This is a genomic window from Streptomyces sp. NPDC003036 (assembly GCF_040611175.1).
Classification (GTDB): Bacteria; Actinomycetota; Actinomycetes; order Streptomycetales; family Streptomycetaceae; genus Streptomyces.
Genome location: NZ_JBEXNO010000015.1, coordinates 99,950 through 114,241, shown reverse-complemented (window position 1 = coordinate 114,241; position 14,292 = coordinate 99,950). Strand labels below are relative to the sequence as shown.

Annotated in this window: 10 protein-coding genes and 1 pseudogene; 7 read left to right on the top strand and 4 right to left on the bottom strand. The window is 71.0% G+C overall.

Features of this window, described 5'->3' with window-relative positions; genetic code table 11:
• A complete protein-coding gene (locus ABZX67_RS13810; protein ID WP_355358753.1) occupies window positions 1–1,701 on the top strand; it encodes a methylmalonyl-CoA mutase family protein in 1,701 nt (566 codons plus the stop codon).
• On the opposite strand, the gene ABZX67_RS13805 is transcribed toward ABZX67_RS13810, so the two are convergent.
• Both ABZX67_RS13805 and ABZX67_RS13800 read right to left on the bottom strand, forming a co-directional pair.
• Complete coding sequence (locus ABZX67_RS13805) at window positions 1,698–6,008, bottom strand: caspase family protein (protein WP_355358750.1); 4,311 nt, start codon at window positions 6,006–6,008, stop codon at window positions 1,698–1,700. The two genes, ABZX67_RS13810 and ABZX67_RS13805, sit on opposite strands and share 4 nt — an antisense overlap.
• Complete coding sequence (locus tag ABZX67_RS13800; RefSeq protein WP_355358747.1) at window positions 6,005–6,910, bottom strand: antibiotic ABC transporter ATP-binding protein; 906 nt, start codon at window positions 6,908–6,910, stop codon at window positions 6,005–6,007. The genes ABZX67_RS13805 and ABZX67_RS13800 overlap by 4 nt, the downstream gene beginning before the upstream one ends.
• Before the next feature lie 149 nt (window positions 6,911–7,059).
• On the opposite strand from ABZX67_RS13800, the gene ABZX67_RS13795 reads away from it, so the two are divergent.
• Entirely contained in the window at window positions 7,060–7,551 is a 492-nt protein-coding gene (locus ABZX67_RS13795; protein WP_355358874.1) for a GNAT family N-acetyltransferase, read from the top strand.
• Here the strand turns inward: ABZX67_RS13795 and ABZX67_RS13790 are convergent.
• Together ABZX67_RS13790 and ABZX67_RS13785 are read right to left on the bottom strand one after the other, a co-directional pair.
• Window positions 7,548–7,930: pseudogene (locus ABZX67_RS13790) on the bottom strand (sensor histidine kinase); the annotation flags it as partial. The gene ABZX67_RS13795 and the pseudogene ABZX67_RS13790 overlap by 4 nt on opposite strands.
• A gap of 24 nt (window positions 7,931–7,954) precedes the next feature.
• Entirely contained in the window at window positions 7,955–8,578 is a 624-nt protein-coding gene (locus tag ABZX67_RS13785) for a TetR/AcrR family transcriptional regulator (RefSeq protein WP_355358744.1), read from the bottom strand.
• A gap of 327 nt (window positions 8,579–8,905) precedes the next feature.
• Between ABZX67_RS13785 and ABZX67_RS13780 the strand changes: the two genes are divergently transcribed.
• The 5 genes from ABZX67_RS13780 (at window position 8,906) to ABZX67_RS13760 (ending at window position 14,284) form a co-directional block, all read left to right on the top strand.
• Window positions 8,906–9,889, top strand: a complete 984-nt coding sequence (locus ABZX67_RS13780; protein ID WP_355358740.1) for a tetratricopeptide repeat protein — start codon at window positions 8,906–8,908, stop codon at window positions 9,887–9,889.
• Between the two features lie 623 nt (window positions 9,890–10,512).
• Window positions 10,513–11,178: a DUF6230 family protein gene (locus ABZX67_RS13775; protein WP_355358737.1), complete on the top strand. Its 666-nt coding sequence runs from the start codon at window positions 10,513–10,515 to the stop codon at window positions 11,176–11,178.
• Window positions 11,179–11,272: 94 nt separating this feature from the next.
• Window positions 11,273–11,773 carry a DUF6114 domain-containing protein gene (locus ABZX67_RS13770; protein ID WP_355358734.1) on the top strand — a complete coding sequence of 167 codons (501 nt, stop codon included), beginning with the start codon at window positions 11,273–11,275 and terminating at the stop codon, window positions 11,771–11,773.
• A complete protein-coding gene (locus ABZX67_RS13765) occupies window positions 11,763–13,088 on the top strand; it encodes a hypothetical protein (RefSeq protein WP_355358731.1) in 1,326 nt (441 codons plus the stop codon). The genes ABZX67_RS13770 and ABZX67_RS13765 overlap by 11 nt, the downstream gene beginning before the upstream one ends.
• A 278-nt stretch (window positions 13,089–13,366) precedes the next feature.
• Window positions 13,367–14,284 (top strand): FG-GAP-like repeat-containing protein, encoded by a 918-nt coding sequence (locus tag ABZX67_RS13760; protein ID WP_355358728.1) that lies wholly within the window; start codon window positions 13,367–13,369, stop codon window positions 14,282–14,284.
• The last annotated feature ends 8 nt before the right edge of the window (window positions 14,285–14,292 follow it).

Here is a 14,292-nt window from a genome sequence, read left to right as displayed (position 1 = left end):
ATGGACGCTGACGCCATCGAGGAAGGCCGCCGACGCTGGCAGGCCCGCTACGACGCCGCCCACAAGCGCGACGCCGACTTCACCACGCTCTCCGGGGACCCCGTTGAGCCGGTCTACGGGCCCCGGCCCGGTGACACCTACGAGGGCTTCGAGCGGATCGGCTGGCCGGGTGAGTACCCCTTCACCCGCGGCCTGTACCCGACGGGCTACCGGGGCCGCACCTGGACCATCCGCCAGTTCGCCGGGTTCGGGAACGCCGAGCAGACGAACGAGCGCTACAAGATGATCCTCGGCAACGGCGGCGGCGGCCTGTCCGTCGCCTTCGACATGCCGACCCTCATGGGCCGCGACTCCGACGACCCCCGCTCGCTGGGCGAGGTCGGCCACTGCGGCGTGGCCATCGACTCCGCCGCCGACATGGAGGTCCTCTTCAAGGACATCCCGCTCGGCGACGTCACCACGTCCATGACCATCTCCGGTCCGGCCGTGCCCGTCTTCTGCATGTACCTGGTCGCCGCCGAGCGGCAGGGCGTCGACCCGTCCGTCCTCAACGGCACCCTCCAGACGGACATCTTCAAGGAGTACATCGCGCAGAAGGAGTGGCTCTTCCAGCCCGAGCCCCACCTGCGCCTCATCGGCGACCTGATGGAGCACTGCGCCGCCCGCATCCCCGCGTACAAGCCGCTCTCCGTCTCCGGTTACCACATCCGCGAGGCCGGCGCGACGGCCGCGCAGGAGCTGGCGTACACGCTCGCCGACGGCTTCGGGTACGTCGAGCTCGGGCTGTCCCGGGGCCTGGACGTGGACGTCTTCGCGCCCGGCCTGTCCTTCTTCTTCGACGCGCACGTCGACTTCTTCGAGGAGATCGCCAAGTTCCGCGCCGCCCGCCGCATCTGGGCCCGCTGGATGAGGGAGGTCTACGGGGCCAAGACCGACAAGGCGCAGTGGCTGCGGTTCCACACCCAGACCGCCGGCGTCTCGCTCACCGCGCAGCAGCCGTACAACAACGTGGTGCGCACGGCCGTGGAGGCCCTCGCGGCGGTGCTGGGCGGGACGAACTCGCTGCACACCAACGCCCTCGACGAGACCCTCGCCCTGCCGTCCGAGCAGGCCGCCGAGATCGCCCTGCGCACCCAGCAGGTGCTGATGGAGGAGACCGGCGTCGCCAACGTCGCCGACCCGCTCGGCGGCTCCTGGTACGTCGAGCAGCTCACCGACCGCATCGAGGCCGACGCCGAGAAGATCTTCGACCGGATAAAGGAGCGCGGCCTGCGCGCCCACCCCGACGGGCAGCACCCCATCGGCCCCATCACCTCGGGCATCCTGCGCGGCATCGAGGACGGCTGGTTCACCGGCGAGATCGCGGAGTCCGCCTTCCGTTACCAGCAGGCCCTGGAGAAGGGCGACAAGAGGGTCGTGGGCGTCAACGTCCACACCGGCTCGGTCACCGGCGACCTGGAGATCCTGCGGGTCAGCCACGAGGTGGAGCGCGAGCAGGTCCGGGTCCTCGCCGACCGCAAGGCGGCCCGCGACGACGCGCGCGTACGGGCCTCGCTGGACGCCATGCTCGACGCCGCGCGGGGCGGCGCCAACATGATCGAGCCCATGCTGGAAGCCGTACGGGCGGAGGCCACGCTCGGCGAGATCTGCGACGCCCTGCGCGACGAGTGGGGCACGTACACCGAGCCGCCGGGCTTCTAGGGACGGGAGACGGCCTGCCGGGTTCGTTCCAGGACGAGGACCTCGAACCCGGTTCCCACCACCAGCTCGCCCCCGGGGCCGACGGCCACGGCACTGCTTGGATGAGGCAGGGCGTGCTGGTGGAGGAGCCGGGCGTTCGTCAGATCCCACATGCAGAGGGTGTCGTCGACCGTGACCGCCGTGGGTACGCCGTCCAGAACCGCGCAGGCGACGCCCGAGACCCACGTGTGTCGTCCGCCCAGGGTGTACCGCAGGGTACGGGTGGACAGGTCCCATACCTGGATGCCGTCAGTGGTGCCGAGCACGGCGACGGGCGTCCGGCCCACGGTGGTGCACGCGATGGCGTTGACCTGCTCGGTGCACCCTTCGAGGACACCCATCAGCGTCATGGTGTCCAGGGCCCAGAGGTGTACACGGGGTGTGGGCGGCGCGTCCTGGGGTGTGCCACTGCCGTTGCCGAGGACCGCGACCGGCCGGTGGCCGACCGTCGTACAGGCCACAGCCTGAATCCTGGCGAACAGCGAACCCGCCAACGGAGTGGCGTCCACGAGTTCCCGTAGCGAGGCCGCGTCCCGCACCGTCAGGGCACTGGCCTTTGTTCGCCCCGGCACGAACTCGGAACCGGTGACCACGGCGGGTACGCCGTCGAGGGTTGTGGCGGAGACGACCGTCCAGGCTCGCCGGTCCTCCACCGAAGAGAGTGCTGCGCAGTCCGGGAGGGTCCAGGCGTTCAACGTCCGGTCGTAGCCGCTGCTGATGGCTACGGGCACCCCGTCGAGGAAGGTGAGGGCAACGGACATGACGTCCTCGGTGTGACCCCGGCCGATGCCCAGCTCGGCACCGGAGTCGAGGTTCCAGGTCCGCACCGTGCCGTCCGCGCCGCCCGTGACGGCCACCGGCACGCCGTCCGCGACGAGGCACGTGACAGCCCGTACCTGACTGGTGTGGCCGTACGAGGAGGCGGCTCCGTCCGCGTCGGGAAGGTCCCATACTCGGGTCGTTCCGTCGGAGCTCGACGACACCACGACGGGTGCTCCGCCCACGACTGTGGTCGACAGGGCATGCACCCACTGGTCGTGACCGTTGAGCCGTGCCACGAGCGATTCGGTCCGGGCGTCCCAGACGTGGATCACTCCGTCGGCGTGACCGACGACGATGAGGTCCCCGCTCTCCAGGGGCACGACGGTGATGGCGGTCGGATGACTGGTGTGAGCCGGAAGACTGGTGATTTCCTCCGCGGAATCCGGGTCCCTCGCCAGCAGGCCCTCCCTGCGATCACCGAGCAGGACCGCGGCACGCCCGTTCAACCGCCCCGTCCAGTGCACCTCGACGGAAGCCGCGGAGTCGTGCCGGGGCAGGTGGCCCAGGCGATGACCGAGGAGGTTCCATGTCAGGGCGGACCGGTGACCACTCGTGATGAGGGCGTACGGAACACCACCCATCTCCATACAGCTGATCGTGGCGTCGACAGTGAAGACCTGTGCCTCAGTGTCGACATGACGCACCGCCGCTCCTGTCCGCAGGTCCCACAGCCATGCCACGGCGTTGAAGGTGTAGCCGACCAGGCTCGGCACGCCGTCCACCTCGGTGGCGGCGAGTGACACCACGTAGTCCGACTCGCGATCCTCCCGCGCATCCGCGTCCTGCCAAGCGACGACCCTCCTGGCGGAAGATCCTCCCCTGCGGCGACCTCCGGGAGGCGGGGGGAGGGCGAAGTGCAGCTCACACGCGCCGTCGAGGACACTCCAGACGCGTATCTCCCCTTCGGTATCCGCGGATACGACGACCGGCTTGCCGCCGAGATGGGTGCAGCAGAGGGCGGAAACCTCCGCTTCGTGTCCCGGGAAGGAAGAGTGCAGTGAATCGGACTCCAAGTCCCACAGCCACACGGCCCCGACCGGACCGGGAAACGCCAGGAGCGGCGCCCCGTCCAAGGTCGTGCAAGCGAGGGGCGAGAACGTGCCGTTGTGGTTGTCCATGGTGCTTCGCAGCGCGCTGCTCGTCTGCGAGCCGGTCGACCAGCGCGGTGACCATGCCGCCCCCCGGGCCAGTGCCCGCCGGTGCTGCTCCATCCCGAAGCGGGTCGCGTCGATGGCGAGCAACTGCGCCCGGTACTCGGCGGGGGCATTGCGGTGCAGATGGGCGGAGGCGCGGTACATGGCCCGGGTACGCAGTACCGAGCGGTCGTCGCTGCCGCCCATGGCCGAGAGCAGCGCGTCCGGATCGGCGTGCACGAGGAAGTGGGAGTCCTCCAGCAGGCGAGCCAACTCGCCCGCCGCCGCCGCGTGGCCCGGGAGATGGCCCAGGACGTAAGGGTGGGCGCGGGCCCAGTCGGGAGCGCCGTCCCGGCCCCCGGGCACCGTGTCGCGCAGCGCGGCGGTCAGGCGCCGCTGGTTCTCGGCGTCTCGTCGGGGACTGCGCAGATGTTCCGCGAGGGACTCGTGGAAGAGCCGGAAGACGGAGCGCTCGTCGTCCACCGGCACCTCGATGACGTACGCGCCGGCGTGCCGGAAGAGCCAGTCGATGTCGTCGTCCGAGCATGGGACGCCGGACAGCGCCGTGGCCAGCGGCGCCCACAGGGAGTCCCAGGGCAGACCCTCTCCCTCGGCGTACGCCAGGGGGGCGAGCAGGCGGCGCACGCGCGTCTCCTCGTCGCCGTAGCGGGCGAGGTAGGCATCGAAGGCCTGACCCGCCTCCGTGGGCAACCGCTTCCGCCAGCCTGGTTCGGCCGCATCCACCACCAGGTCGCCGTGGGAGAGGGCCCGCACGGTCATCCTGGCCACGAGGAAGGACAGCCCGGCGCGTTCGCCGACCGCCCCGGCGAGGGTCCGCAGCATGTCGGCGGAGTACCTGGCGCGTGCCGTGGCCGAGGCCACCAGGCACGTGTGCGCGTACTCCTCGATGTCCGCCTGGCGCGCGTACGCGTCCGTGTCGAGGTCGATGACCTCCACCGCGCTGCCGAGCGCGGCGATCGGCTCACGGCGGCTGCCGACGATCAGCCGGACGTGGCGGAGGGTGGTGAGCGGCCGCAGGAGTTCGCGGGCGATGCGGCGCGGCTCGCTGCCCTCCACGCCCGTGCCCGCCTCGTCCAGGGCGTCGATGAGGATCGTGGAGGGTGTCGTCCGGTCGGAGAGCTCGACGAGGAGCTCATGGGGCGAGTCCGCGTCGACACCGAGCGCCGCGGCCAGCCGGCTGGTGAGCGATTCGAGGCTCGCACCGCGGGCGTGCACGGCGGTGGTGATGCAACCGGCCGGGGGCCTGGCGTACTCGGGAACCGCAGGCCGTTCCTCCGGGTCGGGGTCGGCAAGAGCGAGGAGCCGCCCGAGCACCGCGGATTTCCCGGCACCGGGGCCGCCGGTCACCACGCGGGCGCGGCCGTCGTGCTGGGGTTCCCGGAGCCAGGCGGCGAGCGTGGCGAGGGCTTGGAGGCGCCCGGTGAAGAAGTCCCCTTTCTCGCCCGCGTACTCGACGCCGCGGCTGCGCGGGTCGAAGTGGGCGGCCCATTCGCGGGCCGTCTGCACGTCGACGAGGGCCGGCGCGAGCCCGGGCCGGTACTCCGGGTTGGGGAAGAACGGCGGAGGCGTGCGGACCTCCGTGGCGCTGCATCGCGCGCTCTGGTGGGGGTGGTGCTCCCGCAGGTAGGCGTCGATACGGCCCGTGACGTCCAGGACGTCGAGGTGCGGCTGACGCATTCCGGCCCGGCTGCGGCGCAGCGCGTCCTCCAGCGCGGGTACGAAGGCCTGGTCGACGGCCTCTTCCCTGGCCCGCGCGGCGGCGAGGAGCCACAAGCCGTCGCTGTCGTTGCCGCGCAGTCCGGTCAGGTCCAGTGCGACGGCGGCCATTTCGGCGGTCCCGGCGCCCGCGTAGCACGTGTCCAGCATGAGCAGAGCGTGGCCGACGGGGGACGTGGTCACCATGCCGGCGAGGTCGCTCGACCTGATGGCCGTGCGTTGCGGGCGGCTGATCCTGCTGCCACCGCACATGAGGTAGTGGTCGCGCCGCTGCGGGTGCTTGATGCCGTGGCCCGCGTAGTACAGGACGAGCACGTCCCGGTCCGTGCGGTCCGGGTGCGCCAGCCACTCCTCCAGGTCACCGAGGAAATCCTGCGAGCGCGGTGAGCTGCTGAGGTGCGGGAGGATCCGGGTGTAGCCGAGCCCCTCGAAGAGCGCGGCGACACGCTCGACGTCGGCGTCGACGCCCGGGAGCTCGGTCAGATGCGGGTCGTCGGGATAGTGGCGGGTGCCGGCCGCCAGCACGTACCGGCGGAAGGGCCCTTCACCTGCGGCTGCCGGGGAGGGCCCGCTCACCGTGCGGCCAACCCGTCCGCGATCGCCGCCCCGGTCTCCACCGCGGTCAGGTACGCCGAGAGGTCGTGCATGGTGGTGCCGTTGTGCACGTGGTGGTCGCGCACGCCGGGGCCGAAGCGAGGGGCGAGTTCGTGGACGAGGGCGACGATGTCGCCGGCGTCGGAGACGTTGTGCCAGCGGTCCACCGATTTCGGCCACACACCGACTCCGGTCACCGGCGCGGGGTCCAGGCGGTCGAAGGTGAGGTTGCGGATGCCGAGCGGGGAACCGAGCGTCACCAGCGTCACGGGCCCCTCCACGGCGCCTGGGCACAGTGCCTCGTAAGCGACGACCGACCCGAGTGAGTGCCCCACCACGACCCGGGTGTCCTGGCCGATGCCCTGAAGGACGCGGGCGCGCGCGGCGGCACGGATCCCGGGATCGTCGAAGTACCGGCGGAACTGTTTGAGCGCGGCGATGAGGAACGCGTCCGACACCGAGCCGAAGAACCGCGTACGTGTCAGTGCGTCCAAGGCCCGCCGTACGGCGGCAAGCCGTAGGGGCCGCGACGCGGCGTACGCGAGGACGCCTCGTCCGGCGTCGGACGGGCCCAGCACCGCGGGGTCGAGGCGGGCGGCCTCCGCCCACCAGGCCATGAGCAGTTCGGTCTCCAGACCGTCGGCCACGTCCTCTGCCTCGTACTGCGGCGTGCCGCTTCGTGCGCCGGGCCGCCGGAAGAGGTCCCCGTACGCGGCACAGGTGATGTCCCCCTGCGCGAGTGGCGTCACGCGGCCCGCGAGGCCCGCGTCACGTCGGAGGGCGAGATTCACCCCGCCCGTCACAGCGGGGCTCAGCGATGCCAGGAGCGTCTCGGAGGTATCCAGCTCCCTGCCCACCCCATGCACCACGACGACGCGCGCCATGCCCACCCCCGGAAGGACTCGAACGACCTACCCGATCACCTTAGGACTTCCCGGGGCCGGCGAGGGAAGGATCAGCAGGAACCAACCGTTGGCCTGCGCAAACCCTGTGGCAGGGCGGCAGGTTCGTCGGACATCCTGAGGGCGTGCAGATTGAGATCCGGGAAGCCACCGCGGACGACTGGCCCGCCATCTGGCCGTTCTTCCACGCCATCGTCGCCGCGGGCGACACCTTCACCTACCCCGTCGACCTGGGGCGGGAGGAGGGCCGCGACTGGTGGCTGCTCGCCGCCCCGAACCGTACGGTCGTCGCCGTCGACGACGAGACCGGCGCGGTCGTCGGCACCGCGAAGATGAACCGCAACCAGGCCGGCAACGGCGCGCACATGGCGAGCGCCAGCTACATGACCGACCCCGCGTACGGCGGGCGGGGCGTGGGGCGGGCGCTGGTCGAGTATTCGCTGGAGTGGGCACGGGAGGCTGGCTTCCGGGGCATGCAGTTCAACGCCGTCGTGGAGACGAACGTCCACGCGGTGCGGCTGTACGAGCGGCTCGGCTTCAGCGTCGTGGGCACGGTGCCGGAGGCCTTCCACCACCCCGAGGAGGGGTACGTGGGGCTGCACGTCATGCACCGTCACCTCTAGAAGACCAGGCGGAACAGCGCGCCGCCGCCGGGGGCGTTTACGGTGGTGAGCTCGGCGCCGTGGGCGCGGGCGATCTGGCGCGCCATCGCCAGGCCGAGGCCCGAACCGGGCAGGGCGCGGGCCGATTCGGCGCGGTAAAAACGATCAAAGACGTAGGGGAGGTCCTCGGGCGCGATGCCGGGGCCGTGGTCCCGGACGGTCAGCTCCCGCCCGTCAGCTCCACTTCCACGGGCGCCCCGCCGGGCGGGCGGGCGCGCACCTCCTCGACCAGCGGCCGCGGCTCCTCGTCCCGGGCCAGCTCGATCAGGTCGCCCACCAGGCCGGTGACCTCGCGCAGCCGGCGGCCCAGCGCCGCCGACGCCCGCTCCCGCTGCGCCGGGTCTGAAGCGCCATCAGGGACGCATCAGGTCTGAGCCGCGGCGCCGAGCCCTCCGAGCAGCAGCGCGGTGAAGCGCTGGACCCACTCGGCGTCGACGGGTTCGGCGCTCACCAACGCACGGTGAACCACCGCGCCCGCGATGACGTCGAAGATCAGGTCGTCGGTGCCGGGAGTCGGCCCGGGTGCGGGCGGCAGTTCGCCGCGGGCCTGCGCGCGGTGGCGGCCCTCCAGAACGAGCCGCTTCTGGCGCTCCACGATGGAGGTGCGGATGCGCTCGCGCAGCGGCTCGTCGCGGGTGGACTCGGCGATGACGGCCATCAGCGCCGTCTTCGTCTCCGGCCGCTCCAGGAGCGCGGCGAACTGCAGGACCACGCCCTCGATGTCGGCCACGAGACTGCCGCGGTCGGGGAGTTCGAGCTCGTCGAAGAGGACGGCGACGGCGTCGACGACGAGCTCGTTCTTGCTCGCCCAGCGCCGGTAGAGGGTGGTCTTGGCGACCTTGGCGCGGGTGGCGACGTCGCTCATCGTCAGCTTGGACCAGCCCAGCTCGACCAGCGCGGCCCGGGTCGCCTCCAGGATCGCGGTGTCGGCCTCGGCACTGCGGGGGCGGCCGGTACGGCTGCGAGGACTGGTGGGGCTGCTGCACATGACGCCCGACCATACCGGCCAGTAGGTCGCTGTCGCCCGGTGCCGCGTGTGATCGAGTTCACCGGGGGGCGGTCCTGCGGGACCGGCTCACGGCAGTTACGCTACGACCTGTAGCGAAAGGCTTGAGCGGCCCCAGCGACAACCACACCCCGGCGCCACGGTGGGGACCCGGCGCCGAAAACATGTTCAGGATCGCGTACGTCCGTACGCCCGCATTGACCGGCGGAGGGGCTGCGGACGGCGCGGTTCGGCCGTGGTGCGCGCCCGAGTGCGCCATCACGCACCGGTGCTTACCGGTTACGACCGCGGAAGGGGGAGGATGTACCCATGCAGCCTAGGAACATGTCCATGAGCGGCGTCGTCGACCTCGCCGCGGTGAAGGCGGCCGGAGAGGCCAAGGCGAAGGCGGAGCAGGCGCGGGCCGAGGCGGCCCGGCACGGCGGCGCCGGGGCCGTACCCCCGTCCGCGCTGGTGATCGATGTCGACGAGGCCGGTTTCGAGCGCGAGGTCATCGAGCGCTCCGCCGAGGTCCCGGTCGTCCTTGACTTCTGGGCCGAGTGGTGCCAGCCCTGCAAGCAGCTCGGCCCGCTGCTGGAGCGGCTGGCCGTCGAGTACAACGGCCGCTTCCTCCTCGCCAAGATCGACGTCGACGCCAACCAGCTGCTGATGCAGCAGTTCGGGATCCAGGGGATCCCGGCCGTCTTCGCGGTGGTCGCCGGCCAGGCGCTGCCGCTCTTCCAGGGCGCCGCCCCGGAGGCCCAGATCCGCCAGACCCTGGACCAGCTGGTCCAGGTCGCCGAGCAGCGCTTCGGTCTCACCGGGCTCACGGTCGACCCGGACGCCGAGGGCGCCGAGGGCGCCGCGGCGGCCGCCGCTCCGGCGCGCCCGGCGGGCCCGTACGACGCGCTGCTGGAGGCGGCGGCGCAGGCGCTGGACGCCAACGACTTCGGCGGCGCGATCCAGGCGTACAAGAACGTCCTGGTGGACGACCCCGCCAACCCCGAGGCCAAGCTGGGCCTCGCCCAGGCCGAACTGCTCGGCCGCGTCCGGGACATGGACCCGCAGGCGGTTCGCAAGGCCGCCGCGGACGACCCGACGGACGTCCAGGCGCAGCTCGCCGCGGCCGACCTCGACCTCGTCGGCGGCCACGTGGAGGACGCGTTCGGCCGCCTCGTCGAGACGGTGCGCCGCACCGGGGGCGAGGACCGCGACACCGCGCGGCTGCGGCTGCTGGAACTCTTCGAGGTCATCGGCTCGGACGACCCGCGGGTGACGGCGGCCCGCCAGGCGCTGGCGCGCGTGCTGTTCTGACGCGTCCGGCGACGCCTCTGGCGCCTTTGACGCGTCTGGCGACGGGCGCCGCGCCTGTCGGCGATTTGGCGACACAGTGATATACGGCGGCCGCGTTTTGCCAAAACTTGGCAAACGCGGCCGCTGTTACTTCCAGTAAGGCAACGCCAGCCTTATGTCCCTCTTTCTCGGCTGATATCAGCTTCTGTCGAACTGGCGGGTAGCACCCTGAGTGCCCGGGCGATACCGCCCTGTCGCGGCGCCGTTGCCGCCCCGTTACTAGTCGGTAACGAGCCCCTTGTGCCCTGGCTCGGAATGCACCACGATCGGCGACGCTCGGTCCAATTCCGTACCAGCCCGGCAACCCGCCGGGCCGCGGTCTTGGGTCCCCACCGAGCGGACCGGCGGCAACACCGATGACGCCGGTTCCGGACAGGGGGGTTCCCGCCCTTCCCGGCAGGACCTGTCCGATCAGGTTGCGCGAAGGCGTGGCCAGTGGTTGTCGCTCGGGGGTGATCGCCGGTGATCCGGACGCGGCTCGCGCCTGATCCACGGGCGCTCTCCTTCCCGAGGACGTAGCACTTCTCCCATCCCAGGACGGGCCCCCGGCCCTTCCGGAGATGTACGTCCGAGAAGGAGGAACTATGAAGTCCCAGGTTCGTGGTGGGACCAGATGGAAGCGGTTCGCCGTCGTCATGGTGCCGAGCGTGGCCGCGACGGCCGCGATCGGCGTCGGGCTGGCGCAGGGCGCGCTGGCGGCGTCGTTCGCCGTGTCGGGGCAGGAGTTCAAGGTCAAGGCCGGTTACCTGGACGGCCGTGGCTTCGCCCAGTACGGCGGCGTCGACATGGGGTACGCCGAGATCAAGGAGGGCGACAAGCTCGTCCCGAGGCCGGTTGCCATCTCGACGTTCAAGCACGCCAAGATCACCGACATGTGTCAGTCGGTGGTCACGCCGGACGTGCCGGTGTTCGGCAAGATCACGCTGAAGCTGAAGGCAGGCCAGAAGACCCCGGTCATCGCGGAGAACCTGTACCTCGATGTCACCGACCTCAAGGCCGACGCCACGTTCACCAACATCGACATCGGTGTGGCGGCCAAGAACACCGGCGAGGGCAAGTCCGATTACGCCAAGGGCCCGGCGATCAAGGACGCGAAGATCAACCAGAACGGCTTCGCCCAGCAGGCGGACAGGGCCCAGCTGAGCGGTGTCGAGCAGAAGGCGTGGGCAACCACCGCCGGTTCGTTCCAGTTGAGCGGCCTCAAGATGGAACTGCTCAAGGGTGACGGTCCGGGCGTTGAGTGCTACTGACCGGTGATCCATTCGGGCGGGCAGGGATGCCGCCGGCAACTGTGCCCGCCCGTCTCCCTCTTCACATAGCAAAGCACGTCCCAGGGAGCTTTCCATGAGCGCCGAGTCAGCGAGCCAGAACGAGCACTACCTTCGCGTCTTCCGCAGGCGCTTTCGCGACTGGCGGGGCACCCGCCCGTTCTGGGCGGGCCTGTTCACCCTGCTGGGCGGAATCCCGATCGCTTACCTCCCGTACGCGAGCCTCAAGCTCGGCCAGATGACGCTCTCCTTGGCGACCACCGCGGGCGCGGGATCGCTGATCATCGGCGTCCTGCTGATCACCCTGGGCCTCACCATGTGGTTCCAGGCCATCGTGCGGGTGTTCGCGGGTGTCGCCACCATCCTGCTGGCGCTGGTCTCCATCCCCGTGGCCAACTTCGGCGGCCTGGGTGCCGGCTTCCTGCTCGCCCTCACCGGCGGTGCCATGTCCATCGCCTGGGCGCCGGGCGCGCCGGAGGCCGTGGGCGCCGAGGCGGCGGAAGCGCCCGAAGCGACGGACGCGTACGAGACAGAGACGGCAGTCGACGCCAATGGCGGGAGGAACAGTGCGGGGTGACGAAACGCAGTCGGCGACGTCGGCTGGGGGCGACGGCACTCTGGCGAGAAAGGGGCCGCGTCACGCGGCCCCGAGGAAATCGCTGCTGACCAAGCTCCAGGCACCGGCGGGCAAGGCGATAGCCCTGGCCGCGATGCCCACCGCCGTACTCGTGGGGCTCGGCCTCACGCCCAAGCTGGCCCTCGCCGACGAGAAGGACATCCCCTTCGCGCCCGGCCCGTGCGTGACGCGGTCGGACGAGCCGCGGGAGGACGAGGAGTCGGCGAAGCCGCCCGCGTCGGAGTCGCCGTCGCCGAAGCCGTCCGCGAGTGCGGGCGCGGGCGACGACGACAAGGAGACCGAGGAGCCGGCGCCCGGCGCCAGCCCCTCGGCGAGCGCGAGCGGGACAAGCGGAGCGACGAAGCCGAGCCTGCCGACGGTCGACCCCAAGACCGGCGGGACCGGTTCTGCGACCCTCACCCCGACCCCGACCCCGACCCCCACGCCGACGGAGTCCAGGAACCCCCTGGACCCGCTGGGTGTCGGTGACGCGATCAAGGACATCTTCGACGGCCCGGACGACGACAAGCCGACGGCCACCCCGTCGACGAGCGCGCCCACGACGACGACCCAGCCGTCCGCCAAGCCGTCCGCCAAGCCGTCCGCGCAGCCCACGACGCAGCCGGCGGCCAAGCCGTCCGCCAAGCCCGTGGACGACACCGTCGACAGGACCAAGGAAGCCATCAAGGACGCCGCCGACAAGGCCGGCGCCACGGTGGAGGAGCTGCCCGAGGACGTCAAGGGACTCGACCCCAAGAAGGACGAGGACATCCCCGAGGGCGCCAAGCCCCGCTTCCCCTGCCCGACCCCCGACCCCCAGGCCCTCGCGGACGCCGAGCTGGAGCCCGGCATCCCGCTGCTTCCGGACGACCCGTGGAAGCTGGAGAGCACGCTGCTCACCCTGCGCGGCCTGGACTACCACGGCATCGTGGAGGTCAAGACGGGCAGCGGCAAGGTGAAGAAGGTCCTGAAGTTCACCGCCGACGAGGTCGACATCAAGGACCTGCACCAGCTCACGGTCCACTCCGAGGGCCGCACCGGTCACGTCACCTCGCGTCCGGGCTCGACGTCGACGATCCGCGGCGGCACGGTGACGATGTACACGGAGGAGCTGAAGGGCAACCTCTTCGGCCTCATCCCGATCACCTTCAGCCCCGAGACCCCGCCCCCGCTGAACGTCCCGTACGCCTTCTTCACCAACGTGAATGTCACTCAGGCTGGCCAGTTCGGCGGCACGCTGACGGTCCCGGGCCTCAAGAACTTCATCGAGGGCTGACCGGAACGGCGCTGCCCGGAGCGTCCCCACGCCACGGCCTCCCTGCCCGAGCGGGCTGGGGGGTCGTGGCAATTGGCTTTTAGTACAGCACTGTTGGCGCATGGGTGCACCATCAACACAGTTCCATCATATTCTCTTCACAAGTGGTACCGGCGGGTCTAGGCTGAGCGCGTCGCGGTCGCGGACCCGGCGCGCGGACAGCCGGGGGGCGATCGATTCGTGGTCCGTACCCATGCGTGTTCGCGCAGGCGAACACCATGTGAGGATCTCCCACACCCATGCTCAGACAACTCGGCCGCTCCATGCGCCGGGCGGTGCTCTGCACCGCCGGCCTTGCGGCGGCCGCCCTCGCGGTCGGGGCGGCAACGGTTCTTCCCTCGGCTCCCTGGGCGCCCGACGGCGCCGCGGCGGAAGCGCAGGCCACCACGCAGGCGACCACGCAGTCGGCCACCGGGGCGCCCGTGCTCCCCCTGTTCGCCCGCACCACCGACGGACGGCTCTACTTCTACGAGCCCAAGGGGACCGGCGGCTTCAAACCCGGTGTGAACCTCGGCGGCGGTTTCGGCGACGCCAAGGCGCTCTTCCAGGCCGGTTTCTCGGAGAGCCGGGCCGGCCGGGACATCTTCTTCCAGCTGGACACCACGCTGTACTACACGGCGGAACGCGGCAACGACACCAAGATCCACGGCACTGGCTGGGGCATCTACAACCTGACCATGTCGCCCGGCAACATGGTCGGCACCACCGACGAGGACGTGATCGGCCGGGACGCGGCCGGTGCCCTGTGGCTCTACCAGGGCCGTTCGACCGGCACCCTCGCGACCCGCATCCGGATCGGTACCGGCGGCTGGAACGGCATGAACGCCCTTGCCGGCAGGGGCGATTACACCGGTGACGGCAAGGCCGATCTGCTCGCCCGCTCCACCGACGGCACCCTCCACCTCTACCCCGGCACCGGCAACGCCACGGCGGACGCCGTGCTCGGCCCCCGCGTCACCGTGAGCACGGGCTGGTCCGGCTACAAGGCGATCGTCTCCACCGGGGACAACAACGGCGACGGCAAGGCCGACCTGATCGCCAGTGACACGGCGGGAGCCCTCTGGCTCTTCAAGGGCACCGGCCAGGCGGCCGCTCCCTTCCAGGCCCGCGTCCAGATCGGCACCTCCGGCTGGGGTTCCTTCAACACCCTCTTCTGACCTCTCCT

What these genes read in the sequence shown, in the direction of transcription:
- ABZX67_RS13810 (WP_355358753.1), top strand. Translation starts at nt 1, where the DNA reads ATGGACGCTGACGCCATCGAGGAAGGCCGCCGACGCTGGCAGGCCCGC.
- ABZX67_RS13800 (WP_355358747.1), bottom strand. Translation starts at nt 6,910, where the DNA reads ATGGCGCGCGTCGTCGTGGTGCATGGGGTGGGCAGGGAGCTGGATACC.
- ABZX67_RS13785 (WP_355358744.1), bottom strand. Translation starts at nt 8,578, where the DNA reads ATGTGCAGCAGCCCCACCAGTCCTCGCAGCCGTACCGGCCGCCCCCGC.
- ABZX67_RS13780 (WP_355358740.1), top strand. Translation starts at nt 8,906, where the DNA reads ATGCAGCCTAGGAACATGTCCATGAGCGGCGTCGTCGACCTCGCCGCG.
- ABZX67_RS13775 (WP_355358737.1), top strand. Translation starts at nt 10,513, where the DNA reads ATGAAGTCCCAGGTTCGTGGTGGGACCAGATGGAAGCGGTTCGCCGTC.
- ABZX67_RS13770 (WP_355358734.1), top strand. Translation starts at nt 11,273, where the DNA reads ATGAGCGCCGAGTCAGCGAGCCAGAACGAGCACTACCTTCGCGTCTTC.
- ABZX67_RS13760 (WP_355358728.1), top strand. Translation starts at nt 13,367, where the DNA reads ATGCTCAGACAACTCGGCCGCTCCATGCGCCGGGCGGTGCTCTGCACC.